Source organism: Streptomyces sp. NPDC014656, from assembly GCF_043084305.1.
In the GTDB taxonomy this organism is placed as follows: Bacteria; Actinomycetota; Actinomycetes; order Streptomycetales; family Streptomycetaceae; genus Streptomyces.
In genome coordinates, this window is the sequence record NZ_JBIBZN010000002.1 from 538,915 (window position 1) to 562,962 (window position 24,048).

Consider the following 24,048-nt stretch of genomic DNA (forward strand, 5'->3'; position numbering starts at 1 on the left):
CCCACCACGAGTCTCATGCTGCTACGGGATCAGCCCAGGCGCTCGACCAGCGCGCGGTACTCGTCCCACAGCTCCTTCGGGGTGTGCTCGCCGAAGGTCTCCAGGTGCGCGGGGACCAGGGCGGCCTCCTCGCGCCAGACCTCCTTGTCGACGGTGAGGAGGAAGTCCAGGTCCTCGTCGGCCAGGTCGAGGCCGTCGGTGTCCATGGCCTCCCGGGTCGGCAGGACGCCGATCGGGGTCTCGACGCCCTCGGCCTTGCCGTCGAGGCGCTCGACGATCCACTTGAGGACGCGGCTGTTCTCGCCGAAGCCGGGCCAGACGAACTTGCCGGCGTCGTTCTTGCGGAACCAGTTGACGTAGTAGATCTTCGGGAGCTTCGCGGCGTCCGCGGAGGCGCCCACCTTGACCCAGTGCGCCATGTAGTCGCCCATGTTGTAGCCGCAGAACGGCAGCATGGCGAAGGGGTCGCGGCGCAGCTCGCCGACCTTGCCCTCGGCGGCGGCGGTCTTCTCGGAGGCCACGTTGGCGCCGAGGAAGACGCCGTGGTTCCAGTCGAAGGACTCGGTGACCAGCGGGACGGCGGTGGCGCGGCGGCCGCCGAAGAGGATCGCCGAGATCGGCACGCCCTTCGGGTCCTCCCACTCCGGCGCGATGATCGGGCACTGCCCGGCCGGGACGGTGAAGCGGGCGTTGGGGTGGGCGGCGGGCGTGTCGGACGCGGGGGTCCAGTCGTTGCCCTTCCAGTCCGTGAGGTGCGCGGGCGCCGTCTCGGTCATGCCCTCCCACCACACGTCACCGTCGTCGGTGAGCGCGACGTTCGTGAAGACGGAGTTGCCCCACATCGTCTTCATGGCGTTGGCGTTGGTGTGCTCGCCGGTGCCGGGCGCGACGCCGAAGAAGCCGGCCTCGGGGTTGATGGCGTAGAGGCGGCCGTCCTCGCCGAAGCGCATCCAGGCGATGTCGTCGCCGATGGTCTCGACCGTCCAGCCGGGGATGGTCGGCTCCAGCATGGCGAGGTTGGTCTTGCCGCAGGCCGACGGGAAGGCGGCGGCGACGTACTTCGCTTCGCCCTGCGGCGGGGTCAGCTTGAGGATGAGCATGTGCTCGGCGAGCCAGCCCTCGTCACGGGCCATGACGGAGGCGATGCGCAGGGCGTAGCACTTCTTGCCGAGGAGCGCGTTGCCGCCGTAGCCGGAGCCGTACGACCAGATCTCGCGGGTCTCCGGGAAGTGCGAGATGTACTTGGTGGAGTTGCACGGCCACGGCACGTCCTCCTGGCCCTCCGCGAGGGGGGCGCCGAGGGTGTGGACGGCCTTCACGAAGAAGCCGTCGGTGCCGAGCTCGTCGAGGACGGCCTGTCCCATGCGGGTCATGGTGCGCATGGAGACGGCGACGTAGGCGGAGTCCGTGATCTCGACGCCGATGGCGGAGAGCGGGGAGCCGACGGGGCCCATGCAGAAGGGGACCACGTACATGGTCCGGCCCTTCATCGAGCCGCGGAAGATGCCCTCGGAGCCCGCGAAGAGCTCCTTCATCTCGGCCGGGGCCTTCCAGTGGTTGGTCGGGCCCGCGTCCTCCTCCTTCTCGGAGCAGATGAAGGTCCGGTCCTCGACGCGCGCGACGTCGGTCGGGTCGGAGGCGGCGTAGTACGAGTTCGGGCGCTTCACCGGGTCGAGCTTCGTGAACGTGCCCTTGGCGACGAGCTCCTCGCACAGGCGCTCGTACTCGGCCTCGGAGCCGTCGCACCAGACGATGTCGTCCGGCTGGGTGATCTCGGCGATCTCGTTCACCCAGGAGACGAGCTCCTGGTGCTGGGTGGGAAGGGGAGCCGCGTTGTCGCGCGCCACGATTGCTCCTTGTAGAGGGGTGTGTTCGCTGTATGCCCCGTGGGGGCTGCGACCCGGATGCGTCGTAGCTGCTCATCCGGTGCCGACCGCACTCATTTGATCATCCGACGGAAACGCCCATATGTCCAGGGGGGTGCACACGTGAGCATCGCCACTCATATCCGTGACCTACGGCGCCGTAGGTACGATTACGTGTCATGACTTCAGCCACGCCGGAAGTGACCCCGGTCGAGCCCGACCTGCCCGTCCAGGACCCGTCGCTCCCGATCAAGCCACGGCTCAGGGGCTGGCTGCACGCCGGCATGTTCCCCGCCGTGATCGTCGCGGGCCTGGTCCTCGTCGCGCTCGCCGACTCCCCCCGCGCCCGCGTGGCCTGCGGGATCTACGTCCTCACCGCCTGCCTGCTCTTCGGCATCAGCGCGCTGTACCACCGGGGGAACTGGGGCCCGCGCGGCGAGGCCGTCCTGCGCCGCCTCGACCACGCCAACATCTTCCTGATCATCGCGGGCACCTACACCCCGCTCACCCTGCTGCTGCTCCCCGACTCCACCGCGAAGCCGCTCATGTGGGCGGTCTGGGCCGCCGCGCTGGCCGGCATCGCCTTCCGCGTCTTCTGGGTCGGCGCCCCCCGCTGGCTCTACACGCCCTGCTACATCGCCATGGGCTGGGCCGCCGTCTTCTTCCTGCCGGACTTCATGCGGGCCGGCGGCATCGCCGTCCTCGTCCTGGTCGTCGTCGGCGGGCTGCTCTACAGCGCCGGCGGCATCATCTACGGCATCAAGCGCCCGAACCCGTCCCCCCGCTGGTTCGGCTTCCACGAGGTCTTCCACTCCCTCACCCTGGCCGCCTTCATCGTCCACTACGTCGGCATCTCCCTGGTCGCGTACCAGTCCTGAGCAGGCAGAATGACCCCATGTCCAGCACGACGAACGGCCTGAGGGAACGGAAGAAGCAGCGGACCCGCGAGGAGATCCGCCGGGCCGGACGACGGATCGCCGCCGCCCACGGCTGGGAGGCGGCCACCATCGAGCGCATCGCCGCCGAGGCCGAGGTCTCCCCCTCCACCGTCGTCCGCTACTTCCCGGTCCGCGAGGACATCGTCCTCACCGACGAGGACGACGAGCGCCTCGAAGCCCGGCTGCGCGCCCGCCCGGCCGGCGAGGAACCCCTCGAATCCCTCCGCGCGGTCGTCGTCGAGGCCATCGGCGCGGCCCTGGAGGCCGACCCCGAGGAGATCCGGCTGCGCGCCCGGCTGATGGCCGGCACCCCCGCCGTCCGCGCCCGGCTCACCGAGACCACCGCGGAGACCGGCCGCCGGCTCGCCCGCGCGCTGGCCGACCGCACCGGCCGCGCCCCCGACGACCTGGAGGTCCGGGTCTTCGCCGCCGCCGTCCTCGGCGCCCTGCGCGAGGCCACCCTCTACTGGGCCGAGCGCGGCCTCACCGAGGACCTGCCGGCGCTGCTGCACCGCGCGCTCGACACCCTCAAGGCCGGGCCGGCGCTCCCAGCGCGCCCCTGACCACCTCGGCCGAGCGCGGATTGTCCGCGCACCCCCACACCCCGTGCGGGCAGTAGTCGGTCACCGTCTGGTAGACGGGCCGGTGGGCGGCGAACCAGTCGAGCATCCCCCGCACGTAGGCGGGGTTGTCCCCGTTCCGGAAGAGCCCCCACTCCGGGTACGAGACGGGCTTGCCGTGCGCCGCCGCGAAGGCCACGTGGTGCGCGAGCCCGTACTCCTCGCTCACCTGCTCCTCGAAGGAGACCCCCTCGGGCTGGTCGTAGGCGTCCATCCCGATGATGTCGACGACGTCGTCGCCGGGGTAGCACTCCGGCCACGGCACCGCGTCCCGCCCCCGGCTCGGCGTGAAGTCGAAGCGGAAGCGCTGCCCCTCCACCCCGCGCAGCGCGGCGACCGCCTTGCGCCAGTACGCCTTCCAGGCCGTCGGGTCCGGCCCGCAGCGGTGCCCGTACGTGGTGCCGTTCATCTCCCAGCCGAGCACCAGGACCGCGTCCCCGAGGCCGTGCTCCACCAGCCCCTCGCCCAGCGCCGTGAAGTGCCGGTCGAAGTCGCCGGCGGCGCCCCGCCGCAGGCCGTCCCTCACCTGGGCGTCGGTCAGCCCGGCCTCGTTGCGGTCCATCATCGGCACGTTCAGCACGAAGAGCCGGCCGGGCCGCCCGGCCTTCCACCGCGCCCACGGCGCGAAGAGCTCCGGATGCCCCTCGATGTTGGACCAGCGGTCGCCCGGCAGATAGGTGTGCCCGACCGTCAGCCCGCCGCCGCCCAGCCACGCCTCGACCCCGGCGATCCGCCGCACCCCCTCCGCGTCGGAGCCGGTGAAGAAGCCGGACGGCACCCCGGGCAGCGGCGAGGGCTCGGGGGCGTCCCGGGTCCCGGCGTGCCGCTCGCCGGGCGCGAGCCGGCCGGGCAGCCCGGGCACGAGCAGGAGCGCGAGAACGGCCGCGAGCAGCACCAGGAGTGCGGCCCGCGGCCACGAGGGGAGACGGTTCACGTCAGCTGGTCCAGAACTCCCACCAGCGGGTCAGGATCAGCATCCCGATGATCCCGACGTGCAGGACGGGCGGGGCGAAGGCGAAGTCGCCGAAGAAGCCCCGCACCGCCGCCGGGGCGGGCAGCACCCCGGTCCGCACGTTGTGCGCGGTGACGTACCAGAACATGGTGATGGTCGCCGTCCAGGCGAGGCAGCACCACAGGCACAGCGCGTTGATCTCGTACAGCGACTGCTGCATCAGCCAGGTGCAGAAGCCGACGCCGAACAGCGTCCCGCCGTTCAGCCCGAGCCAGAACCAGCCCCGGTACCGCGCCCCCGCCAGGAGCCCGGCGCCGACGGCGACGACGATGCCGTACGTGACGAGGCCGAGCATGGGGTTGGGGAAGCCGAAGACCGCCGCCTGCTCGCTCTTCATGATGTTCCCGCAGGACACGACCGGGTTCAGGCTGCACCCCGGCTGGAAGCCCGGGTCCTCCAGGAGCTTGAACTTGTCGATCGTGATCACCCACGCGGCCAGGACCCCGGCCGCCCCGGTGACCACCAGGAGCCAGCCGAGCGCCCGGCCCGCGCCGACCGTCCCGTCCTCCGACCGCACCGCCCGCGCCCGGTCCTCCCGCCGCTGACCCGGCACGCCCTCGCGTACCCCGAGCGTCGTCATCGCGCCGCCCCTTCCGCTCAGCCCTGCACGCGCCGGACGGGCAGCAGGACGTGGGCGCACTCCGCGAGCATCTCCTCGTCGGAGACGAAGGCGCGCAGCCGGTCCTCGTCCACGGGCCGCCCGGGCACGCCCTCGGCCCAGGGGCGCACCGAGCAGAGGAAGTAGACCTTGCCGCTCTCGCGGGCGGCGGCCTGCCACTCGGCGGGCACCGGGCACTGCACCTTGAGGAAGGGCAGGGTGAGGACGGCGGTGCCGGCCTCGACGAGCAGGGTGGCGCTGATCCCCGCGTCCTTCTCCAGGTCGAAGAGGCGGTCGCCGACGGAGAGGCCCATGGACTCCAGGGCCGCCCGCATGGCCTGCTGACCGGCGTCCGGCCCGTCGCGGCCGTCGCCGAGCGAATACGCCATCAGGAACGGCGTGCCGGCGGAATCGGCGGTGGCCTCGCTGGACCACGGAATCACCGTGAGCGTGCCCAGCGGAGAGACGCTGCGCGTCTCGGAAAGGACGTGGGGAGTGGTCATGAAAGGGGATGCTAGTGGGGCAACCACCCTTTCCCCGTACCGAATTCACTCATCCGGCCGACATTCGCCCACTCGAACTCCCGGCCGCAACGAACGCGGGTTTTCATCGTTGTGCCCTGAGGCCCCTTGTCGACACCAGGAGATCGCCGATGCCTTTCCCGCGCCGTGTCGCCCTCCGGTCCCTGTTCGCGCTGGCCGTCACCGCCGCCACCGGCGGGGCCCTCGGCCGGATCGCCGCCCGCTCCCCGGGAGCGGAGGCGGACCCGTACGCCTTCGACGAGATGTACGCGGGCCGCCGCATCCGCGGTGTCACCGGGCCGGGGGGCGAGCCGGTGGCCCTGGTGGACGGCCGGCCGCTGCACCTGATGCGGTGCGCCGACGGCGGCTGGGTGACCCCGCTCGACCACTACGAGTCCTGTCCGACCCCGCTCGCGGCCACCCGCGCCGCCGTGGACGCGGCGGGGTCAGCCCCGCTGTCCCGGTACGCGGCGGGGCACGGCCTCCACTCCGACCCGACGGGAGGGAACCCGCGTGGTGTACACGCGTAAGAACCAGCGCGACCTGACGACGGCCGAGCGCCGGCGGTTCGTGGCCGCGGTGCTCGAACTGAAGCGCCGCGGCGGCTACGACGAGTTCGTCCGCATGCACATCGACCACTACACCGCCGACGGCGCGGGCCGGCTGCGGACCGCCCACATGGCGCCGAGCTTCCTGCCCTGGCACCGGAAGTTCCTGCTGGAGTTCGAGCGGGCGCTGCGCCGGATCGACGCGACGGTGACCGTGCCGTACTGGGACTGGACGCGGGACTCCACCCCGGCGTCCTTGATCTGGTCGGAGGACTTCATGGGCGGCAACGGCCGCCGCTCGGACCTCCAGGTGACCACCGGCCCCTTCGCGTACGCCAGGGGGAAGTGGACGGTGAAGCACGCGATGACCGAGATCTCCTATCTGACCAGGGACTTCGGCCGGCCGCGCGATCCGGTGGCGCTGCCGACGGCGGCCCAGCTGGACGAGGTGATGCGGGAGCGGACGTACGACACGGCCCCCTGGAACTCGACCAGTCCCTCGGGTTTCCGCAACCGGCTGGAGGGGTGGGCGCCGGGCTCGGGCAACGAGCGGTTCCGGATCCACAACCGGGTGCACCGCTGGGTGGGCGGTCTGATGCTGGGCGGCGGCTCGGTGAACGACCCGGTGTTCTGGCTGCACCACTCCTTCGTGGACCTGGTCTGGTCGCGGTGGCAGCAGCGCAATCCGGCGGCGGCTTACCTGCCGGCGGAGCCGCCGCCGCTGGGCGACGCGCAGTACCGGAAGGTGGTGGCGCGGCACCAGCCGATGGCGCCGTGGGGCGTGACGCCTGCGGAGATGTTCGACCACGGCGGGATCTACCGGTACGCCTGACGGGGCGGGCGGCCCCGGACGCGGACGTCCCCCCGGCCCTGGTGGGGCCGGGGGGACGTCCGGGGAACAGCGGTGGGGGCGGTTCAGCCGCCGTAGCCGCCGTCGCCGTTGTCGTGCGGGGCGTCGATGTTGGCGCAGCTGTTGCCGAAGGCCGGGTTCAGCAGGCCGATGACGTTGACCGTGTTGCCGCAGAGGTTGACCGGGACGTGGACCGGGACCTGGACGACGTTGCCGGAGGCGACGCCGGGCGAGTGGGCGGCGACGGCCTCGGCGCCCGAGTCGGCGACGGCCAGGCCGGCTCCGGTGAGGGCGACGGCACCGGTGCCGGCCAGAACGGCGGCAGCCTTGGCGATGCGAGACATCAGAACTCCTTGAATGGGTCGAGCGACCGCAGGGATCACGGCCGTCACTTCCGTTCAACGCCGCACCGGGGACCGGGTCACGGCCTTTGGGCCGAACGGGAGTGGGAAATCGGAAAATCCCGCGGCGACGGGAAAAGGTGGCCCGCGGTCCGGTGGCCGCCCGCCGTCGGATACGACGGGCGGCGCCGGACCGCGGGCCGCGGCCATGCGACAAGCCTTCCGGTGCAACGACGGAAAGTCCGTGCGGTAGCGGGGAAGAATCGTGTCTTCACTCGCGCGGAGCGGATCCGTACAGAATTCCGAAAAACGGGGGGTGGGGTCAGCCGCGCCCGGGAGCGAGGCCGAGCTGGGAGTCGAGGGCGCCGCTGAGCGTCGGGGAGACGAGGCCGAGCTCCGGGACGCGCAGGTCGGGCACGCCGGCGAGGCCGTTGCCTCGGGGGGCCTCGACGGGGTTGCCGAGGACGGCGCCGGGGGTGGCGGCCGCCATCTCGGAGTGCGGGCTGGCGAAGAGCGCCCGGCCGGGCTCGCTGCCCTCGATCACCTCGGGGAGCGGGGCGTCCACGACGGTCTCGGGCAGGGTGCCGGTGAGCGGGACGCTCGGCAGGGTCACGTCGGGCAGCGCGCCGAGCCCCTTCTGGAACCCGGTGGGGGCGCCGGGCATCGGCACCGGTACGCCGGTCGCGACGGTGGGGGCGTCCATCGGCAGGACCGGCTCCAGGCCCTGGAGGGGGACGATCACCGGGGCCTCGACGGCGGCGGCCGGGGCGGCCATGGCGGCGGAGGCGAGCGCGGTCATGAGGAGCCCCATGCCGGCGTGAGAGCGCAGAGTCATGCCGTGTGAACGAGCCTCTTGGCCGAAACGTCGCGCGGGGGTCCCCCATGTGCAGCAACGGCCGAGGCCCCCACCGGTCAGGGCGGGGGCCTCGGTTGACGTCACGTCAGCGTCACGCGTACGTCAGTGGCGACGGCTCCGGACGAGGCGGCCGCCCCGGAGCTGGACCACGGTGCCGCCGATGATGAGGGCGGCACTGACGGCGGCCGCTCCCCACAGGGCGGGGTCGCTGCCCGTGTCGGGGAGTTCGGGCTTGTCGGGCCCGTGCGGCGGGGTGCTGGGCGGGGTGGTGGGCCCGCAGCCCGGCTCGGGCTCCTCACCGGGTGCCGGCTCCTCGCACTCGCCCGGAGGCTCGTCCGGGTTCGTGGGCGGGGTCCACGGCGGAGAGGTGGGCGGGGTGGTCGGCGGCGTGGTGCTCGGCGGGGTGGTGGGCTCGCACCCCGGCTCGGGCTCCTCACCCGGCTCCGGCTCCTCGCACTCGCCCGGAGGCTCGTCCGGGTTCGTGGGCGGGGTCCACGGCGGAGAGGTGGGCGGCGTGGTGCTCGGCGGGGTGGTGGGCTCGCACCCCGGCTCGGGCTCCTCACCCGGCTCCGGCTCCTCGCACTCGCCCGGAGGCTGGGTCGGAGGAGTGGTCGTGGGCGGGGTGGTGGTCGGCGGCGGAGTGGTGGGCTCCTCGCAGCCCGGCTCCGGCTCCTCGCCCGGCGCGGGCGCCTCGCACTCGCTCGGGGGCTGGGTCGGAGGAGTGGTCGTGGGCGGGGTGGTGGTCGGCGGAGTCGTGGGAGGCTCCGTCGGCGGATGCGTGGGCGGGTGCGTGGGCGGGTGCGTGGGCGGATGCGTCGGCGGATGCGTGGGCTCCTCGCCGTAGCCGCCGTCGGGTTCCTCCGTCGTGTGGGCGCAGAGGTCTCCGACGGCCGATGCCACGTAGCCGCCCAGGTCCATGCCGGCACCGCAGACTTCCGGCGAGAGGGGGGCGTGGGCCTGGCCGTTGCCGGGCCCGGGCGTGTCACCCGTACCGGGGTGCGCGTTCGCGGCCAGCGCGAAGCCGCCGGTCAGCGACAGCAGGCCGGTCGCTGCCGCCGCGGTGAGTACTTTCCTGCTGATGATGGACCGCATACCGCTCTTCCTCGGGAGAAAGGGAGAGACCGGCGAGGATCCCCCCTCGCTCCGTCCGGCCGTGTCCCCCGCGGACGTTCGCGTGGGACGGTCCCGAGAGTAGGGAGCGGCACACCGTGTGGAGTCGAGGCCACACGGCGACCGGTCAGAAAATCATTCGATCAGCCGCCAAGCGGGTTGACCGGGAGGCCGCCGACCAGCGGGAGTCCCTTGCCGGTCTGGTTCAGCTGGGTCGCGGTGTCGGTGACGGACTTGACCGGGGAGCCCTCGGTGGTGCTGCTCAGCACGTCCGACTTCAGCCCGTTGGCGGCGATCGCCTCCAGGCCGCCGTTCAGGCTGGTCGGCGTCAGCGCCTGCTGGGCCATGGCGGGGGCGGCGGCGCCCAGGGCCATGAGGGAACCGGCGACGACCGCGGCGACCTTGGTGGGCTTCATGGGAGGGTCCTTCCTCTGTTCTTTCAACTCACGTTCCGCACAGGCTTCTTGGGAAATTCCCGTACGTCGTTCCGTCTTCTGTAACGAGAGGTTCGCTCCCCGGAAACTCCAGGAGGAAGGATTTCTCGACACTGCACCCGATCGAAGGGGACCGGTGCTATTTCCGGATGACCGGGCGCACACGCGCCCGCACCGGCCCGGCGGAAGGCCGGACCGGTACGGGTCGGGGGCGGTGCGCGCGGGTCAGCGGACCGGCAGCGGCGGCTTCACCGGCAGCTCGGGCGCGGACACCGGCGGCTTCACCGGCGGGTCGACGGGCAGCTCCGGCGCCTCGACCGGCGGGTCGACGGGCAGCGGCGGGGCCTCGACCGGCAGCGCCGGGAGCGCGGGCAGGCCCGCCAGGTCCGGCGCGGGCAGGCCGCTGCCGAGCACGGTGGCGACGGCGAGGTTGACCAGCGAGGTCAGCGTGGCCGTGACCTGCGGGGCGACGCCGGCGGCGTCCCCGGAGGTGACGGCGGCCAGCAGTCCGGCGACGGCCTTCTCCACGGAGGCGAGGGCGTCGTCCACGAGATCCGCGGGCGCGGCCTTCCTGGCCTCGACGGCCGCGGCCCCGGCCGCGACGGGCAGGGTGACCGGCGGCTTCACGGGAAGCCCGGCCGGGGTCTCCGCGGCGGGCGGCGCGACGGGGGCCTCCACGGCGGGCGGGGTCACGGGGGCCTCGGCGGCGGGCGGGGCGACCGGCGCCTCCGGGAGGGCCGGGGTCTCCGGCACCGGGGCGGGAGCGGTCTCCTTGGCCCGGTCGACGGCGGCCTGGATCCTGGCCTTCAGGGACTCGGCGTCGGCGGCCGGGACCTGGCCGCCGTCGGCCTTGAGGGCCGCCGTGACGAGTTCGGTCACGGGGGTGGTCACCCCGCCGACGTCCGCGAGGGCCTCGGTCTGGGCCAGCAGGGCGGCCGCGTCGGGAAGCGGGGCGTGAGCGGCCCGGTCGGCCGCGGGGGACGGGCGGTGTTCGCCGGCGACGGCGGGTCCCGCCGTGCCGAGGGTGATGGCGGCGGATATCGCCAGGGCGGTGAGACGGCGTGAAGCCAGGGGACGCATATGTGTTCCTTTTCCTTATGCGTCGGACAACTGCCCTCCCACCGTGCCTGCGGGTATAGCGCTCCGCAACTGCTGCGCTACGGAGCGCCACGTCTCCGTTCGGGTGAATCCGCCCTCCGACCTGCCCCCCGGAGGGGCGTACGCCGTTGCACCGGACGGCGCACGGGGGTGCGTCCGAACGAGTACCGACCCAGTGACCGCAAGGAAAAAGCCGGTGCGCCCACCCCTGGGGTGGGCGCACCGGCTCCGGAAGGACCGATCCGACGTGCGAGGTCAGGCGTTGACGCAGGCGTTGCCGAAGGCCGGGTTCAGCGCGCCGATGACGCTCACGGTGTTGCCGCAGACGTTGACCGGAACGTGGACCGGGACCTGCACGACGTTGCCGGAGCCGACACCGGGGGACTTCACGGCGGCGCCCTCGGCGATGGAGTCGGCGGCGGCGGCACCGGCGGCACCGGCGACCGCGGCGGCGGCACCCACGGTCAGGACAACGGCCTTCGCGATACGGGACATGGAGAAGTTCTCCTCGATCGATTTCCAACTCGGACTGCGCGGACTGTTCGGCCCGGCTCCCTCAACAACGCCCCGGCTTTTCATCGGTTGCTCTCCCGAACGGGTGACGTTCAACCGATCTTTGGGCCACACGAGGGCCATTCGAGCGATGGGCCGGAGAAAGGCGCAACACGCTCAACGAGGAACCTGCCGCGCGGATACGGGAGTTAGCGTTTCCGGGCATCTAATGCTTACTATCGCCCCGCGCCGGGGTTATAACGTTCCCGAACGTTGCTTCCGGGCCCGCCGCGCGTTCACCCATTTCGTGCGGACGACACCTCCCCCTCCCCCGGTCTTCACGGGTCTTCCCTTCCTTCTCTCATCAAAGCGGAGAACCTGTATGCGGAATTCAGCGGTTCTTGCTGTGCGTCGCAGCGTGTGGTGCGCCCTGGCGTGCGCGGTTCTGTCCGCCGCGCCGCTCGCCTCCGCCGCCGCGCCGCCGGCGGCCGGGGAGGCGGCCCGCGTCCCCTTCGCCGCGCGCTACCAGGCCGAACTGCACGGCGGGATCGTGCGCGCCGCCAACACCTCGGCGAAGGGCGCCCTGGGCACCGAGACGGCCAACGACGGGGCCACGACCGCCTACGTCGACGTGGACGACGACCCCCGCACGTACAACTCCAGCCGTGCCGAACTGCGCGTGCCGGACGGGGCCCGGATCGCCTGGGCCCGCCTGTACTGGGGCGGGAACCTGCGGGTGGGCGAGCAGAAGCCGCCGGAGGACAACGGGCGGGTGCTGGTCGCGGAGCCCGGCGGACGGTACAAGGCGGTCCTCGCCGACACCCTGACCGGCCACCGCACGGGGGACGGCGCCGACGCCTTCCAGGCCTCCGCCGACGTCACCGAGCTGGTCCGGTGGGCCGCGCCCGGACAGTGGACGGTCGCCCAGGTGAACGTCGCCATGGGCCGCAGCGCGGTGGGCGGCTGGGGCGGCTGGACGCTGGTCGCCGCGTACGAGAAGGACGACGAGCCGCTGCGCCGGCTGAGCGTCTGGGACGGCTTCGAGGCGACCGGTCCGCGCTCCGGCGAGCTGCGCGTCGCACTCGACGGGCACCGTTATCCGAAGGGCACCGAGGGGCGGCTCGGAGTGATCGCCTATGACGGCGACCGGGGAACTTCCGGGGATTACCTCCAGGTGCGGACGAGCCGTCAGAAGACCACTTCGATCCGCGATTCCGCCAATTCCGTGAACGACGTCCTGAACTCCAGCATCACCGAATTCGGCAAGGCCGGGGCCGCGCGCTTCCCCGCCGCCGGGAACACCCTGGGGTACGACTCCGACGTCTTCGATCTGCGGGGGGCGCTGCGCAACGGAGCCGACCGTGTCCACGTCCGGCTCGGCAGCCGCGAGGACACCGTCTGGCTCGGCGCGCTCTTCCTGCAGGCGGACGTACGGCGCTGACGTGCGGGCCCCGATCGAGGCGGACTCCGGGTCCGTCACCGTCCTGCACGCCGTCCAGCCCGGCGACGGCGGGGTCGCCCGGGTCGTCGTCGACCTGGTGCGCGCCCAGCGGGCGGCCGGGCTGCGGCCCGTCGTCGCCTGCCCGCCCGGCACCGCGCTCGCCGCGGAGCTGCGCGCCGAGGGCGCCGAGGTCCGCGACTGGCGGGCCGGCCGCGACCCCGGCCGCGCGCTGCCGCGCGAGACCCGTGACCTGGCCCGGGTGGTGCGCGCCGTGCGGCCCGGGCTCGTCCACGCGCACTCGGCGAAGGCGGGCCTGTGCGCCCGGCTCGCGGTGCGCGGACGGATCCCGACCGTCTACCAGCCGCACGCCTGGTCCTTCGAGGCCGTGACCGGCACCACCGCCGGACTCGCCCGCCGCTGGGAGCGGTTCGGCGCCCGCTGGACCGACCGGATCCTGTGCGTGAGCGGGGCGGAGCGGCGTACCGGCGAGGAGGCCGGGGTCGAGGCGGCCTGGTCGGTGGTGCACAACGGCGTGGACGTGGCGCGTTTCGCGACCGACGGGCCCGCCGGGAATCCGGCGCCGACCGTGGTGTGCGTGGGCCGGCTCTGTCGGCAGAAGGGCCAGGACGTGCTGCTCGCCGCCTGGCCGGCGGTCCTCGCCGAGGTGCCGGACGCGCGCCTCGTCCTGGTCGGCGACGGGCCGGACGGCGAGCGGCTGCGGGCCGCCGCCGGTCCCTCGGTGCGGTTCACCGGCGCCGTCGGCGACACCGTCCCCTGGTACCGGGCGGCGGACGTCGTCGTGCTGCCGTCCCGCTGGGAGGGCATGGCGCTGGCGCCGCTGGAGGCGATGGCGGCGGGCCGGCCGGTCGTCGTCACCGACGTCGACGGGGCCCGCGAGAGCCTGCCACCCGGCCACGAAGCCCCGTGCCTGGTCCCCTCCGAGGACCCGGCCGCCCTCGCCGCCGCTCTCGGCCGCCTCCTCGGCCGGCCGGAGCTACGGCACCGCCTGGGCCGGGAGGCCCACGAGCACGTCCTCAGCAGTTTCGATGTGCGGCGCACCGGCGCGGCCGTCGCGGAGATCTACCGCGAGCTGGCCGGAGTGCGGGGCACCGAGCACAGAGAGCCGATTGCGCAGTGACCACGGAAAGCACCAGCGTCCCTTCCTCACCCGGCCCGTGGCCGGTCGCGGGTCCGGCCTTCGGGCCGGCCTCGCTCCTCCCCCGGCGGCGGCTGTCCGGCCGGCTCGCGCTGCCGCGCCACCGGGCGGCCTCGCGGCCGGGCCCGGGGGCGGGCGTGCTGCGGGCGGTCGACTGCCTGGCCGTGCTCGCGGGCGGCGCGCTGCTCGGTCCCGCCCACCAGGACCCGCGGCTGCTGCTGCCGGTCGCCGCGCTGCTGCTCGTCCTGGACGGGCGGGGCGGGCTGCACCGGCCGCCGGCGCACGCACGGCTGCTGGACGAGCTGCCCGCGCTGGCCTCCCGGGCCGGGGTGGTGTGGTGCGTGGCGGCGGCCGGTGCCGCGGCCTGGTCGCCGGAGCTGGCGATCGGTCCGCTGCGGCTGTGCGGGGCGTACGCCGCGCACGTCGGGGTCGCGGCCGTGGTGCGGGCGGTGCTGCTCGCGCGCGGGCGGCGGATCGCCCGGGAGCGGCCGCGGTCGGCGCTGGTGGTGGGCCCGCCGGCGGCGGCCCGCCGGTTCGCGGCGGCGGCCCTGCAGCACCCCGAGTACGGGATGCGGCCGGTCGGCGTGGTGGGGCTGCCGGACGGGACGGTCGGCGAGCAGCGGCCGCTGGAGCCGGGGCTGCCGCTGCTGACGACGGCGGAGGAGATCCGCCGGGCGGTCATCCAGAACACGGTCCGCGAGGCGGTGTTCCTCTCCGAGGAGCCGGAGCTGGTGACCCTCTTCCAGCACTACGGCTGCACCACCTGGCGGGTCGGCGGGGAGCGGCGCGAGGGGCCGATGGGCGAGCACGTGTGGGGGTACGCCCGCCGCCGGCTGGTCCCGGCGACCGAGCGGCGCGGGGCGCTGGCCAAGCGGGCCCTGGACATCGCGCTGGCGGGTCCGGCGCTGGCGCTGGCGCTGCCGGTGCTGGCGGTGTGCGCGCTGGCGGTGCGGCTCTCGGACGGGCCCGGGGTGCTGTTCCGGCAGGAGCGGGTGGGCCAGCACGGGCGCCACTTCACGCTGCTGAAGTTCCGTACGCTCCGGCCGTCCGACGAGACGGAGTCGGCGACCCGGTGGAACGTGGCCGGGGACCGGCGGATGAGCGCGGCCGGCGGCTTCCTGCGGAAGTCCTCGCTGGACGAGCTGCCGCAGTTGTGGAACGTGCTCCGCGGTGACATGAGCCTGGTCGGGCCGCGTCCCGAACGCCCCTATTTCGTGGCCCAGTTCAGCAAGATCCACGCGGGGTACGCGGCCCGCCACCGGATGCCGGTCGGGCTGACCGGTCTGGCGCAGGTGCACGGGCTGCGCGGCGACACCTCGATCGAGGACCGCTGCCGCTTCGACAACCACTACATCGACCACTGGTCGCTTTGGCAGGACGTCTGCATCCTGGTCCGCACGGCGGCCGGTCTCGTCCGACCGACGGGGAGCTGAGGATGGCCACGGCCGTGACGGCGGCGCCGGCCCTCGCGGGGACGCCGGACGCCCGGGAGTGGGCCCGCCGGGCCGGGGCGCTGTCCCCGGTCCTCGCGGTGATCGCGCTGCTGCTGGTGCCGGGTCCGGACGGGGCGCAGGGCGGGACGGGCGGCACCGGCACGGTCGCCGACGCGGCCTCCGGCCTGCTGGTGCTGATCTGTCTCGTCCGGGTCCTGCGGGGCGGGGCGCGGCCGCTGACCCGGACCGCCGCGGTGGTCCTCGGGCTGCCGGTGTTCGGGGTCTGCCTGGCGGCGGTCACCTCGAACGACCCGGCGTCGAGCCTGCCGGGTGTCGCCCGCTACGTGCAGGTGTTCGTGCTGGTGCCGGCGGCCGTGCTGCTGACGGTCCGCGACCGGCGGGACTTCGCGGTGGTGGCCTGGGGGCTGGTGGGGCTGGCGCTGCTCCAGGGCGCGGTGGGCGTCGGGCAGTACCTGACGGGGACGGGCGCGTCGTACCAGGGCGAGGACGTCCGGGCGGTGGGCACCTTCGGGGCGACCGACGTGATGGGCATGGCGACGGTGGTCGCGTACGGGCTGGTGATCGTCACCGGGATCGCGCTCGGTTCTCCGGCCGGGCGGGCGCGGACCGCCGCGCTGGTCTGCGCCGGGCTGCTCGTGGTGCCGCTGCTGCTGTCGTTCAGCCGGGGCGCGTGGATCGCGACCGTGCTGGCCTGCGGGATCCAGCTGCTGCTCGGCGGGGTGCGCCGGGCGGCGCGGGTGGCGCTCGCGGTGGGGGCGCTGGCGGTGGTGCTGGTCGGCGGCTTCGGGCTCGGCTCGGAGATGGTGAAGGAGCGCGTCACGAGCATCACGCGGGTGACGGCGGCGCCGGACCAGTCGGTGACGGACCGGTACACGATGTGGGCGGCGGCCGGGCGGATGTGGCGCTCCGAGCCGCTGACCGGGGTCGGGCCGAAGGGCTTCCCCCGCTACCGGGACTCGAACGCCTCGGTGGCGCTCTCCTCGGGCAGCGACACGGCCGGCGCGGGGGCGGGCTTCCAGCGGCAGCCGCTGCTGTCGCCGCACAACATGTACCTGCTGGTCCTCAGCGAGCAGGGGCTGATCGGGCTGCTGGCGCTGGCGGGGAGCTGGCTGGCGCTGCTGGTGGGAGCGCTGCGGCGACGGCGGGCGGGGGCGGAGTGCGCGCTGGTGGCGAGCGGGCTGCTCGCCTGGCAGCTGATCGACTTCTTCTACGCGGACATCGGCGGCCCGTCGACGGTGCTGATGTCGGTGGTCTTCGGCCTGGCGGCCTGGTGGGCGCTCTCGCCCGGCACCGGGGCGCCGGCGGAGGTGCGCGGTGCGTGACCCGTGGGCCGGTCCGCCGGATCCCACGGACGCGTACGCCGCTCCGCCGGGGCCCGGCGGTCCCGCCGCCCCGCCGTGTCCACCGCGCGGCGAGCCCCTGACCGACCCCTGGTCCCCCATGCCTCCGGACGCCACGGACTCCCCGTGCGCCCCGGGGGCCGCCGTGCTGCCGGGGGGCGGGACCGCCGGGGCCTCCCCTACGGGTCTCGCCGGGGCCCGGCGGGTGGCCGTCCGCCGTCCGGTGGGTCACGCCCCGGCGTCCGACGTGTGGGCGCCCGCCCCGGTCGCCACGGTCACGGCGCCGCCGCCCGGGCCGCTCGCGGCCGCCCCCGCGCCCCCGCGGGCCGGGCGGCGGGCGCACGCCCGGGTCAAGGGGCGGGCGGCGGGCGGGCAGGGGCGCGGGTTCCTCGCCAGGGCGGCGGCGGTGACGGCGGCACTCACGGCCGTCGGGGCGGTGCTGGGGCTCGTACGGGACCAGATCCTGGCCGGGTACTTCGGCGCGGGTGCGGAGACGGACGCCTTCCTGGTGGCGTGGACGGTGCCGGAGTTCGCGTCGACGCTGCTCATCGAGGACGCGATGGCGCTGATCCTGGTGCCGGCCTTCTCGCGGGCGCTCGCCCGCCGTCCGGGGTCGCTCTCCGGGGATCCCGTACGGGATCTGGTCCGGGGGACGCTGCCCCGGCTCACCCTGACGGTCGGGGTCGTCGCGGCGGTCCTGATCGTGGCCGCCCCGGCGGTCGTCTCGCTGCTCGCGCCGGGGTTCTCCGATCCGGGGCTCGCGGTGGAGTGCACCCGGCTCACCGCGACCTGTGTGCTCACCTTCGCGCTGGTCGGCTACTGCTCGGCGGCCCTGCGGGCGCACCACGTCTTCCTGCCGCCGGCCGCGATCTACGTGGCGTACAACGTCGGCATCATCGGCACGATGGTGCTCCTGCGCGAGCCGTGGGGGGTGCGGTCGGCCGCCGCCGGCGTGGCGGTGGGCGGGGTGTTCATGGTGCTGGTGCAGGCGCCGTCGCTGCTGCGGGAGCTGCGGGCGCGGTCGGCGCGGGGGCCGGAGGCGCCGGCGCGGGTGCCGGGCGGGGACGGTCGGCTGATCGTGCTCGGGCTGATCGCGCCGGTGGTCGCCTTCTCGCTGACCCGGCAGTCGCAGACGCTGATCGAGCGGTTCCTCGCCGCGCCGCTGCCGTCCGGGGCGATCTCGCACCTGAACTACGCGCAGAAGATCGCGCAGATGCCGATGATCCTCTCGCTGATGCTGTGCACGGTGAGCTTCCCGGTGGTCGCGCGGGCGCTGGCCGCGGGTGATCCGGAGGAGGCGCGGCGGCGGGTCGAGCGGGATCTGCTGCTGGCGGCCGTGGTGGTCCTGGTGGGGGCCTCTGTGGTGATCGCCGCCGCCCCGAAGATTGTCGAACTACTTTTCCAGCGGGGCGAGTTCGACCGCACCGACACCATCGCCACGGCCGCCGTCATGCGGGTCTACGCGCTCGGGCTGCTCGGCCAGACCATGGTCGGCGCCCTCGTCCGCTGCTACTTCTCCGCCGCGCGCCCCCTCTGGTACCCGGCCGCCGCGATGGCCGCCGGGCTCGTCACCACCGCCGCCGCCGGAGTGCCGGGCGCGGCGGCCTGGGGCGCCGTCGGCCTCGCCGCCGCCAACGCGCTCGGCATCACCCTGACCGCCGTACTGCTGCTGCGCGGCGCCCACCGGCAGACCGTCCCGGTGCGGCCCGGCCGGCTCGGCGAGGGCCTGCTGCGGCTCGCCGCCGCGGCCGCGGCGGCGACCGGCGCGGGCTGGCTCTGCTCGGTGGCGATCCGCCCCCCGCTGCTCTCCCTCGCCGTCGCGGGCCTCGTCGTCGCCGGCGTCTTCCTGACCTTCATCACCTGCGCCGCCATGGCGCCGGAGATCCCTCCCCTCCCCCACCGCTCACTCCGACGCCGAAGGACCGCCCATGCCCGCCCCCACCGCGCTGCGCCGTCTGCTGCCGAAGCCGCCCCTGTGGGCGAAGCCGCCCCTGTGGGTGGCGATGTACCACTCGATCACGGACACCGCTGACGATCCGTACCGGGTGACCGTCTCCCCCGTCCGCTTCGCCCGCCAGCTCCACTGGCTCGGCGACCGGGGGCTGCGGGGGGTGTCGGTGCGGGAGCTGCTCGCCGCGACCGCCGAGGGACGCGCGAAGGGGCTCGTCGGCCTCACCTTCGACGACGGCTACGCCGACTTCCTCGACTCGGCGCTGCCGCTGCTGCGCCGGCACGGCTTCACCGCCACCGTGTACGTCCTGCCGGGCCGGCTCGGCGGCGTCAACGACTGGGACGCCGAGGGCCCGCGCAAGGGACTGCTCACCGAGGAGGGCATCGAGCGGATCGCCGGCGCCGGGATGGAGATCGGCTCGCACGGCCTGACCCACCGCCGGCTGACGGAGGCCGACGACGCCACCCTCGCCGACGAGACCCGGCGCTCCCGGGCCCTCCTGGAGGAGATCACCGGCGGCCCGGTGGACGGCTTCTGCTACCCGTACGGGGCGGTCGACCCGAGGGTGGTCCGCGCCGTGCGCAAGGCCGGGTACGGCTACGCCTGCGGCATCGATCCCGGCCCGCTGACCTGCTCGTACGCCCTGCCCCGGGTCCACATCGGCGAGGACGACACCTCGTGGCGGCTCACCGCGAAGCGGGCCCTGCACCCGCTGCGCCGCCGGCACCCCGCCGAGCTGATCCCCGCCCGGGCGGCCCCGGCGGCGGCGGTGCTGGGATGAGCGGGCCGAAGGTGCTGCACGTCATCACGGGCCTCGGCATCGGCGGCGCCGAGCAGCAGTTGCGGCTGCTGCTGCGCCACCTCCCGGTCCAGGGGCGGGTGGTGACCCTCACCAACCCGGGCCCGGTCGCGGTCGGCATCGAGGCCGACGGCACCCCGGTCACCCACCTCGGCATGACCGGGAACCGGGACCTCGGCGCGCTGCCCCGGCTCGCCCGGCTGATCCGCGAGGGCGGCTACGACCTCGTCCACACCCACCTCTACCGGGCCTGCGTCTACGGCCGGCTCGCCGCCCGGCTCGGCGGGGTCCGCCGGGTCATCGCCACCGAGCACTCGCTGGGCACCTCGCAGATCGAGGGCCGGCCGCTGTCGGTCGGCACCCGCGCGCTCTACCTGGCGTCGGAGCGGCTCGGCACCTCCACGGTCGCGGTGTCGGCGAGCGTGGCCCGCCGGCTCGCCGAGTGGGGGGTGGCGCCGGACCGGATCGAGGTCGTGCCGAACGGCATCGAGACCGGCCGCTTCGCCTTCGCCCCCCGCGCCCGCCGCCTCACCCGGGGGGTCCTCGGCATCCCCGAGGACGCCTTCGTGGTCGGCGGCGTCGGGCGGCTCGCGCCCGGGAAGCGCTTCGACCGGCTGATCCGGGCCGTGGCCGCGGTGCCGGAGGCCCGGCTCCTCCTCGTCGGCGACGGCGAGCGGCGCGAGGAACTGCGCGCGGTGGCCCGCGCGTGCGGCGCCGACGGCCGCGTGCTGTTCTTCGGCTCCTGCGAGGACCCCCCGGCGGACGGCCCCGCCGGACCGACGCTCCCCGAACTCCTCGCCGCCATGGACGTCTTCGTCTCCACCTCGCCCGACGAGGCCTTCGGGCTCGCGGTCGTCGAGGCGCTCGCCGCCGGACTGCCCGTGCTGTACGTGGCGTGCCCGGCCGTCGAGGACCTGCCGGCGGACGCGGCGCCGGGCGCCCGGCGGATCGGCGAGTCCCTGCCCGAGCTGATCGGCGCCCTGCGCGCGCTGCGGGACGCGCACGGCCCCCGGCCCGTGCGCCTGCCCGCGCCGGCCGCCGCCCGCCGCTACGACATCGCGCGCAGCGCCGACCGGCTGATGGCCCTCTACGACCAGGCCCTGCACGCCCGCCCCGCCCCGTGAACACCCCACCGAAACCCCTGCCCGTCCCAGCGAGAGAGCCCGTCATGACCACCACCCCACCCCGCGCCGTCCGCCTGCCCGCCCGACTGCGCCTCCCCGGCCGCTGGGCGGTGCTGCCCGCCGCCGTGGTCGCCGGGGCCGCCCTCGGCGGCGGCTACGGGGCCCTGAAGACCCCCGAGTACGCCGCCACCAGCCACGTCATCGTCGTGCCCGGCGAGAAGTCCGACCCGGCGGCGGCGCTCGGCTTCGCCCAGGCGTACGGACGGGTCGCCACCGACATCGCGGTGACCGGCGACGCCCAGGTGTGGGCGGGCGTCAACGCCGCCACCCTCCGCAGGAGCGTGCAGGCGGAGACCTCTCCGGACGCGCCGATGATCTCCATCACCGCCCGCGCCTCGAAGCCCGCGCAGGCGGTGTCGATCGCCGACGGGGTGGCCCGCTCGCTGGTCCTCAACTCCACGCACGTGGCGGGCAGCACGGGCGTGAAGGTCGTCCAGTTCTCCCGCGCGACCAAGCCGTCCGCCCCGGTGTCGCCGTCCGCGCCGCTCTCCGCCCTGGTCGGCGCCTGCGCGGGCGGGCTGCTCGGCGGGCTCGCGCTGCTCGTACGGCCGAAGCGGGCCGCCGGACGCGGCGAGGGCCGCCACTCCCGCCCCGGGACGGCCACCGGCGCCGCCGCCGTGCCCGCGCCCGCCGCCCACCAGCCGGAACCGGAGACGGTGTGACGCCGGGAAGAACGCTGCGGACCGAGCTCTGCCGCGACACGGAGGACTTCGGGCGGCTCGCGGCCGAGTGGACCGCGCTGTACGGGCGCTGCTCCTCGGCCACGCCGTTCCAGTCCCACTCCTGGCTGCACTCCTGGTGGCTCTCGTACGGCCGCCCCGGCGCCCTGCGGGTGGTGCTCGTACGGGACGGGGACGGCGCGCTCGTCGCGGCGGCGCCCCTGATGCGGGCGCGCGGCCCGCTGCCGGTGCTGACCCAGCTCGGCGGCGCCATCACCGACTTCACCGACGTCCTCCTCGACGACGAGCGCCCCGAGGCGGCCGCCGCGCTCGCCGGCGCCGTCGCCCGTGCGGCCCGGGGCACGGTCGTCGACCTGCGGGAGGTGCGGCCCGGCGCCGCCGCCGAACGGGTCTTCGCGCACTGGCGCGGCCCGCGCCGCCGGCTCCCCGACTCGCTCTGCCTGGAACTGCCCGCCGTCCCCATGGAGGGCCTGCTCGAACGGATCCCCTCCGGGAAGGCCCAGCGGGTCCGGGCCAAGCTGCGCAAGCTCGACGCGCTCGGCATCGACGCGCACGTGGTGACCGCCCCCGACGTGCCGGCCGCCCTCGACCGGCTGCTGACCCTCCACCGGCTCCAGTGGCGGGACCGCGGGGTCACCGCCGAGCACACCAGCGAGCGGTTCGCCCAGCACCTCGCCCGGGCGGTGCGGCCCATGGTGGAGCGCGGCGACGCGATGGTCACCGAGTTCCGGCTCGGCGGGGACGTGGTCGCCGCCGACCTCACCCTGATGTCCCCCCGCCTCGCCGGCGGATACCTCTACGGCGCCGACCCGGTGCTGCGGGAGCGCAAGGTCGACGTCGCCGCGATGCTGCTGCGGCACGGGGCCCGCGAGACCAGCGCGGGCGGCCGGGCCACGCTGAGCATGCTGCGGGGCAGCGAGCCGTACAAGCAGCACTGGCGGCCGGAGCCGGTCCGCAACCGGCGGCTGCTGCTCACCGGCCGCGGTACGGCCCCGCTGCTCTGGCTGCGCGCCGGAGCGGCCGACGCCCGGCGCTGGGCGGCCCGGCAGGCGCGGGAGCGGGCCTGGGCCGGCCGGCTCCTCGCCCGCCTCCCCGGCCGCGCGCCCGCGTCCGTGCCGGGCGGCTGACCGTCAGAACGGCCAGACGCCGTTCAGCGCCCCCTTCCAGTCCAGGCCGAGGCCGAGGCCGGGCTTCGGCTCGTCCTTCCACCCCGTCTCCTTCGGCACGCACACCGGCCCGCCGATCCAACTCTCCACCCAAGCCCCGAGCTCGACCTTCCAACAGTCGGGCTCGGGCTTGGGCTCGGGCTTCGGTTCCGGCTTCGGCTCGGGCTTCGGTTCCGGCTTGGGTTCCGGCTTGGGTTCCGGCTTGGGTTCCGGCTTCGGCTCAGGCTTCGGCTCAGGCTTGGGTTCCGGCTTCGGCTCAGGCTTGGGTTCCGGCTTGGGTTCCGGCTTGGGTTCCGGCTTGGGTTCCGGCTTCGGCTCGGGCTTCGGCTCAGGCTTCGGTTCCGGCTTCGGCTCGGGCTTCGGCTCAGGCTTCGGTTCCGGCTTGGGTTCCGGCTTGGGTTCCGGCTTGGGTTCCGGCTTCGGCTCAGGCTTCGGCTCGGGGACAGTCGGATCCACGGGGTCAACCGGATCAACCGGATCCACAGGATCAACCGGATCCACAGGGTCGACCGGATCCACCGGCACCGACGGCTCCGCCCCATAAAGCATTTCGCGGAACACGCGGGACGACTGCGGATTGTCGTCGCACTGCCAGACGCCGTGCGGGCAGTAGTCCGTGATGGTGTGGTACAGCGGTTTGTGCTGCCGGATCCATTCCAGCATGCGCCGCATGTACGTCGGATTGTCGCCGTTCCGGAAGAGCCCCCATTCGGGATAGGAGATCTGCTTTCCGTGCTCGGCGGCGAAATCGACCTGCTTCTGCAGCCCGTACGGCTCGTTCACGTGCCGGTCGAAGTCGGCGCCGGGCGGCTGGTCGTAGGAGTCCATGCCGATGATGTCGACGACGTCGTCGCCCGGGTAGCACTCGGTCCACGGCACCGCGTCCCGGCCCCGGCTCGGGTTGAAGTCGAAGCGGAACTTCCCGCCGGGCACGGACCGCATGGTCGTGACGATCCGGTTCCAGTACTTCTTCCACGCGTCCGGGTCGGGCCCGCACCGGTGGGTGTACGTGGTGCCGTTCATCTCCCAGCCGAGGACGAGGACCGCGTCCAGGGCCCCGGCCTCGACGAGGCGGCGGGCCAGCGTGCGGAAGTGGTGGTCGTAGTAGCCCGCCGCGCCGAGCTGGAGCTGGCGGCGGACCTCCTGGTCGGGGACCCCGGCCTCGTTGCGCTCCAGCATGGGGACGTTGAGGACGAACATCCGGTCGCGCTTGGCGTTGCGCCAGTCGGCCCACGCGTCGAGGAAGCCGGGCGGGCCCTCGATGTTGGACCAGAGGTCGCCGGGCAGGTACGTGTGGCCGACGCGGAGCTCACGGCCGCCGAGCCAGCGCTCCAGCTGGCCGATCCGGCTCACCCCGAGCGAACCGGAATCGAGGAAGGCCCCCATCGCCGTGGTGGCGGGGAGAGCCGGACCGGGGTCCTCGCTCGTCGGGTTCGCGGCGGCGTGGGCGGGTGCCGACAGCACGACCGAACCCGAGACGAGGAGGCCGGCGGTGATCACCCCCAGCCATGTCCGTCTTCTTCTTCTCGGTGTTCCTCCAACAGATTCCACGGCCGCTCCTTCGCGCGAACGCCATTTGACGCTCAGTCAATCC

Annotated in this window: 23 protein-coding genes and 1 pseudogene; 13 read left to right on the top strand and 11 right to left on the bottom strand. The window is 74.4% G+C overall.

The features are described 5' to 3' along the window. Window positions 1–29: 29 nt before the first annotated feature. On the bottom strand, window positions 30–1,847 hold the full coding sequence (locus ACF1ED_RS06270) for a phosphoenolpyruvate carboxykinase (GTP) (protein WP_391757209.1): 1,818 nt from the start codon (window positions 1,845–1,847) through the stop codon (window positions 30–32). 197 nt (window positions 1,848–2,044) lie between these two features. Between ACF1ED_RS06270 and ACF1ED_RS06275 the strand changes: the two genes are divergently transcribed. Both ACF1ED_RS06275 and ACF1ED_RS06280 read left to right on the top strand, forming a co-directional pair. After that, complete coding sequence (locus ACF1ED_RS06275) at window positions 2,045–2,743, top strand: hemolysin III family protein (protein WP_391757210.1); 699 nt, start codon at window positions 2,045–2,047, stop codon at window positions 2,741–2,743. Between the two features lie 17 nt (window positions 2,744–2,760). Further along, window positions 2,761–3,366 carry a TetR family transcriptional regulator gene (locus ACF1ED_RS06280; RefSeq protein ID WP_391757211.1) on the top strand — a complete coding sequence of 202 codons (606 nt, stop codon included), beginning with the start codon at window positions 2,761–2,763 and terminating at the stop codon, window positions 3,364–3,366. Here the strand turns inward: ACF1ED_RS06280 and ACF1ED_RS06285 are convergent. From ACF1ED_RS06285 to ACF1ED_RS06295, 3 genes are read right to left on the bottom strand one after another with little or no spacing between them, the layout of a single operon-like run. After that, the gene (locus tag ACF1ED_RS06285) at window positions 3,332–4,357 is read right to left on the bottom strand and encodes a glycoside hydrolase family 26 protein (RefSeq protein WP_391757212.1); all 1,026 of its coding nucleotides are present in this window, start codon (window positions 4,355–4,357) and stop codon (window positions 3,332–3,334) included. The two genes, ACF1ED_RS06280 and ACF1ED_RS06285, sit on opposite strands and share 35 nt — an antisense overlap. A gap of 1 nt (window position 4,358) precedes the next feature. Then, on the bottom strand, window positions 4,359–5,015 hold the full coding sequence (locus tag ACF1ED_RS06290; RefSeq protein WP_391757213.1) for a vitamin K epoxide reductase family protein: 657 nt from the start codon (window positions 5,013–5,015) through the stop codon (window positions 4,359–4,361). Window positions 5,016–5,032: 17 nt separating this feature from the next. Further along, window positions 5,033–5,536 (bottom strand): DUF5949 family protein, encoded by a 504-nt coding sequence (locus ACF1ED_RS06295; RefSeq protein ID WP_391757214.1) that lies wholly within the window; start codon window positions 5,534–5,536, stop codon window positions 5,033–5,035. A 149-nt stretch (window positions 5,537–5,685) separates the two neighbouring features. Here ACF1ED_RS06295 and ACF1ED_RS06300 point away from each other — a divergent pair, with 149 nt between their 5' ends. Continuing rightward, window positions 5,686–6,084, top strand: coding sequence for a tyrosinase family oxidase copper chaperone (locus tag ACF1ED_RS06300; protein ID WP_391757215.1), 399 nt, complete (start codon window positions 5,686–5,688; stop codon window positions 6,082–6,084). Continuing rightward, window positions 6,068–6,934, top strand: a complete 867-nt coding sequence (locus tag ACF1ED_RS06305; protein WP_391757216.1) for a tyrosinase family protein — start codon at window positions 6,068–6,070, stop codon at window positions 6,932–6,934. The genes ACF1ED_RS06300 and ACF1ED_RS06305 overlap by 17 nt, the downstream gene beginning before the upstream one ends. 83 nt (window positions 6,935–7,017) lie before the next feature. Here ACF1ED_RS06305 and ACF1ED_RS06310 read toward each other — a convergent pair whose 3' ends face one another. From ACF1ED_RS06310 to ACF1ED_RS06335, 6 genes are all read right to left on the bottom strand, one after another. Continuing rightward, complete coding sequence (locus ACF1ED_RS06310) at window positions 7,018–7,296, bottom strand: chaplin (RefSeq protein ID WP_043227065.1); 279 nt, start codon at window positions 7,294–7,296, stop codon at window positions 7,018–7,020. 319 nt (window positions 7,297–7,615) lie between these two features. Then, a complete protein-coding gene (locus tag ACF1ED_RS06315; RefSeq protein WP_391757217.1) occupies window positions 7,616–8,128 on the bottom strand; it encodes a hypothetical protein in 513 nt (170 codons plus the stop codon). Between the two features lie 123 nt (window positions 8,129–8,251). Continuing rightward, window positions 8,252–9,241: a hypothetical protein gene (locus ACF1ED_RS06320; protein WP_391757218.1), complete on the bottom strand. Its 990-nt coding sequence runs from the start codon at window positions 9,239–9,241 to the stop codon at window positions 8,252–8,254. Window positions 9,242–9,402: 161 nt separating this feature from the next. After that, a complete protein-coding gene (locus ACF1ED_RS06325; RefSeq protein WP_351844552.1) occupies window positions 9,403–9,675 on the bottom strand; it encodes a hypothetical protein in 273 nt (90 codons plus the stop codon). Between the two features lie 243 nt (window positions 9,676–9,918). Further along, window positions 9,919–10,773: a hypothetical protein gene (locus ACF1ED_RS06330; RefSeq protein ID WP_391757219.1), complete on the bottom strand. Its 855-nt coding sequence runs from the start codon at window positions 10,771–10,773 to the stop codon at window positions 9,919–9,921. A 273-nt stretch (window positions 10,774–11,046) separates the two neighbouring features. Continuing rightward, the gene (locus ACF1ED_RS06335; RefSeq protein WP_391757220.1) at window positions 11,047–11,286 is read right to left on the bottom strand and encodes a chaplin; all 240 of its coding nucleotides are present in this window, start codon (window positions 11,284–11,286) and stop codon (window positions 11,047–11,049) included. Between the two features lie 379 nt (window positions 11,287–11,665). On the opposite strand from ACF1ED_RS06335, the gene ACF1ED_RS06340 reads away from it, so the two are divergent. From ACF1ED_RS06340 to ACF1ED_RS06380, 9 genes are all read left to right on the top strand, one after another. After that, the gene (locus ACF1ED_RS06340) at window positions 11,666–12,724 is read left to right on the top strand and encodes a DUF3344 domain-containing protein (RefSeq protein ID WP_391757221.1); all 1,059 of its coding nucleotides are present in this window, start codon (window positions 11,666–11,668) and stop codon (window positions 12,722–12,724) included. Between the two features lies 1 nt (window position 12,725). Continuing rightward, complete coding sequence (locus ACF1ED_RS06345; RefSeq protein WP_391757222.1) at window positions 12,726–13,862, top strand: glycosyltransferase; 1,137 nt, start codon at window positions 12,726–12,728, stop codon at window positions 13,860–13,862. After that, complete coding sequence (locus ACF1ED_RS06350; RefSeq protein ID WP_391757223.1) at window positions 13,859–15,313, top strand: exopolysaccharide biosynthesis polyprenyl glycosylphosphotransferase; 1,455 nt, start codon at window positions 13,859–13,861, stop codon at window positions 15,311–15,313. The genes ACF1ED_RS06345 and ACF1ED_RS06350 overlap by 4 nt, the downstream gene beginning before the upstream one ends. Window positions 15,314–15,315: 2 nt before the next feature. Then, window positions 15,316–16,656, top strand: a complete 1,341-nt coding sequence (locus tag ACF1ED_RS06355) for an O-antigen ligase family protein (RefSeq protein WP_391757224.1) — start codon at window positions 15,316–15,318, stop codon at window positions 16,654–16,656. Between the two features lie 241 nt (window positions 16,657–16,897). Then, the gene (murJ, locus tag ACF1ED_RS06360) at window positions 16,898–18,706 is read left to right on the top strand and encodes a murein biosynthesis integral membrane protein MurJ (RefSeq protein WP_391757225.1); all 1,809 of its coding nucleotides are present in this window, start codon (window positions 16,898–16,900) and stop codon (window positions 18,704–18,706) included. Then, complete coding sequence (locus tag ACF1ED_RS06365) at window positions 18,603–19,406, top strand: polysaccharide deacetylase family protein (RefSeq protein ID WP_391757226.1); 804 nt, start codon at window positions 18,603–18,605, stop codon at window positions 19,404–19,406. Before murJ ends, ACF1ED_RS06365 begins: the two co-directional genes overlap by 104 nt. Continuing rightward, on the top strand, window positions 19,403–20,548 hold the full coding sequence (locus ACF1ED_RS06370; protein WP_391757227.1) for a glycosyltransferase: 1,146 nt from the start codon (window positions 19,403–19,405) through the stop codon (window positions 20,546–20,548). The genes ACF1ED_RS06365 and ACF1ED_RS06370 overlap by 4 nt, the downstream gene beginning before the upstream one ends. Window positions 20,549–20,592: 44 nt before the next feature. Further along, a complete protein-coding gene (locus tag ACF1ED_RS06375; protein WP_391757228.1) occupies window positions 20,593–21,270 on the top strand; it encodes a lipopolysaccharide biosynthesis protein in 678 nt (225 codons plus the stop codon). Next, window positions 21,267–22,415, top strand: coding sequence for a GNAT family N-acetyltransferase (locus tag ACF1ED_RS06380; protein WP_391757229.1), 1,149 nt, complete (start codon window positions 21,267–21,269; stop codon window positions 22,413–22,415). Before ACF1ED_RS06375 ends, ACF1ED_RS06380 begins: the two co-directional genes overlap by 4 nt. A gap of 575 nt (window positions 22,416–22,990) precedes the next feature. Here ACF1ED_RS06380 and ACF1ED_RS06385 read toward each other — a convergent pair. Then, window positions 22,991–23,960, bottom strand: a pseudogene (locus ACF1ED_RS06385) (glycoside hydrolase family 26 protein); the annotation flags it as partial. Between the last annotated feature and the right edge of the window lie 88 nt (window positions 23,961–24,048).

Excerpts from the sequence above, each read along its gene's own strand:
- ACF1ED_RS06365 (WP_391757226.1), top strand. The coding sequence starts at position 18,603 with ATGCCCGCCCCCACCGCGCTGCGCCGTCTGCTGCCGAAGCCGCCCCTG.
- ACF1ED_RS06370 (WP_391757227.1), top strand. The coding sequence starts at position 19,403 with ATGAGCGGGCCGAAGGTGCTGCACGTCATCACGGGCCTCGGCATCGGC.
- ACF1ED_RS06280 (WP_391757211.1), top strand. The coding sequence starts at position 2,761 with ATGTCCAGCACGACGAACGGCCTGAGGGAACGGAAGAAGCAGCGGACC.
- ACF1ED_RS06320 (WP_391757218.1), bottom strand. The coding sequence starts at position 9,241 with ATGCGGTCCATCATCAGCAGGAAAGTACTCACCGCGGCGGCAGCGACC.
- ACF1ED_RS06315 (WP_391757217.1), bottom strand. The coding sequence starts at position 8,128 with ATGACTCTGCGCTCTCACGCCGGCATGGGGCTCCTCATGACCGCGCTC.
- ACF1ED_RS06300 (WP_391757215.1), top strand. The coding sequence starts at position 5,686 with ATGCCTTTCCCGCGCCGTGTCGCCCTCCGGTCCCTGTTCGCGCTGGCC.
- ACF1ED_RS06275 (WP_391757210.1), top strand. The coding sequence starts at position 2,045 with ATGACTTCAGCCACGCCGGAAGTGACCCCGGTCGAGCCCGACCTGCCC.
- ACF1ED_RS06295 (WP_391757214.1), bottom strand. The coding sequence starts at position 5,536 with ATGACCACTCCCCACGTCCTTTCCGAGACGCGCAGCGTCTCTCCGCTG.
- ACF1ED_RS06325 (WP_351844552.1), bottom strand. The coding sequence starts at position 9,675 with ATGAAGCCCACCAAGGTCGCCGCGGTCGTCGCCGGTTCCCTCATGGCC.
- ACF1ED_RS06340 (WP_391757221.1), top strand. The coding sequence starts at position 11,666 with ATGCGGAATTCAGCGGTTCTTGCTGTGCGTCGCAGCGTGTGGTGCGCC.
- ACF1ED_RS06290 (WP_391757213.1), bottom strand. The coding sequence starts at position 5,015 with ATGACGACGCTCGGGGTACGCGAGGGCGTGCCGGGTCAGCGGCGGGAG.
- ACF1ED_RS06335 (WP_391757220.1), bottom strand. The coding sequence starts at position 11,286 with ATGTCCCGTATCGCGAAGGCCGTTGTCCTGACCGTGGGTGCCGCCGCC.
- ACF1ED_RS06310 (WP_043227065.1), bottom strand. The coding sequence starts at position 7,296 with ATGTCTCGCATCGCCAAGGCTGCCGCCGTTCTGGCCGGCACCGGTGCC.
- ACF1ED_RS06355 (WP_391757224.1), top strand. The coding sequence starts at position 15,316 with ATGGCCACGGCCGTGACGGCGGCGCCGGCCCTCGCGGGGACGCCGGAC.
- ACF1ED_RS06330 (WP_391757219.1), bottom strand. The coding sequence starts at position 10,773 with ATGCGTCCCCTGGCTTCACGCCGTCTCACCGCCCTGGCGATATCCGCC.
- ACF1ED_RS06375 (WP_391757228.1), top strand. The coding sequence starts at position 20,593 with ATGACCACCACCCCACCCCGCGCCGTCCGCCTGCCCGCCCGACTGCGC.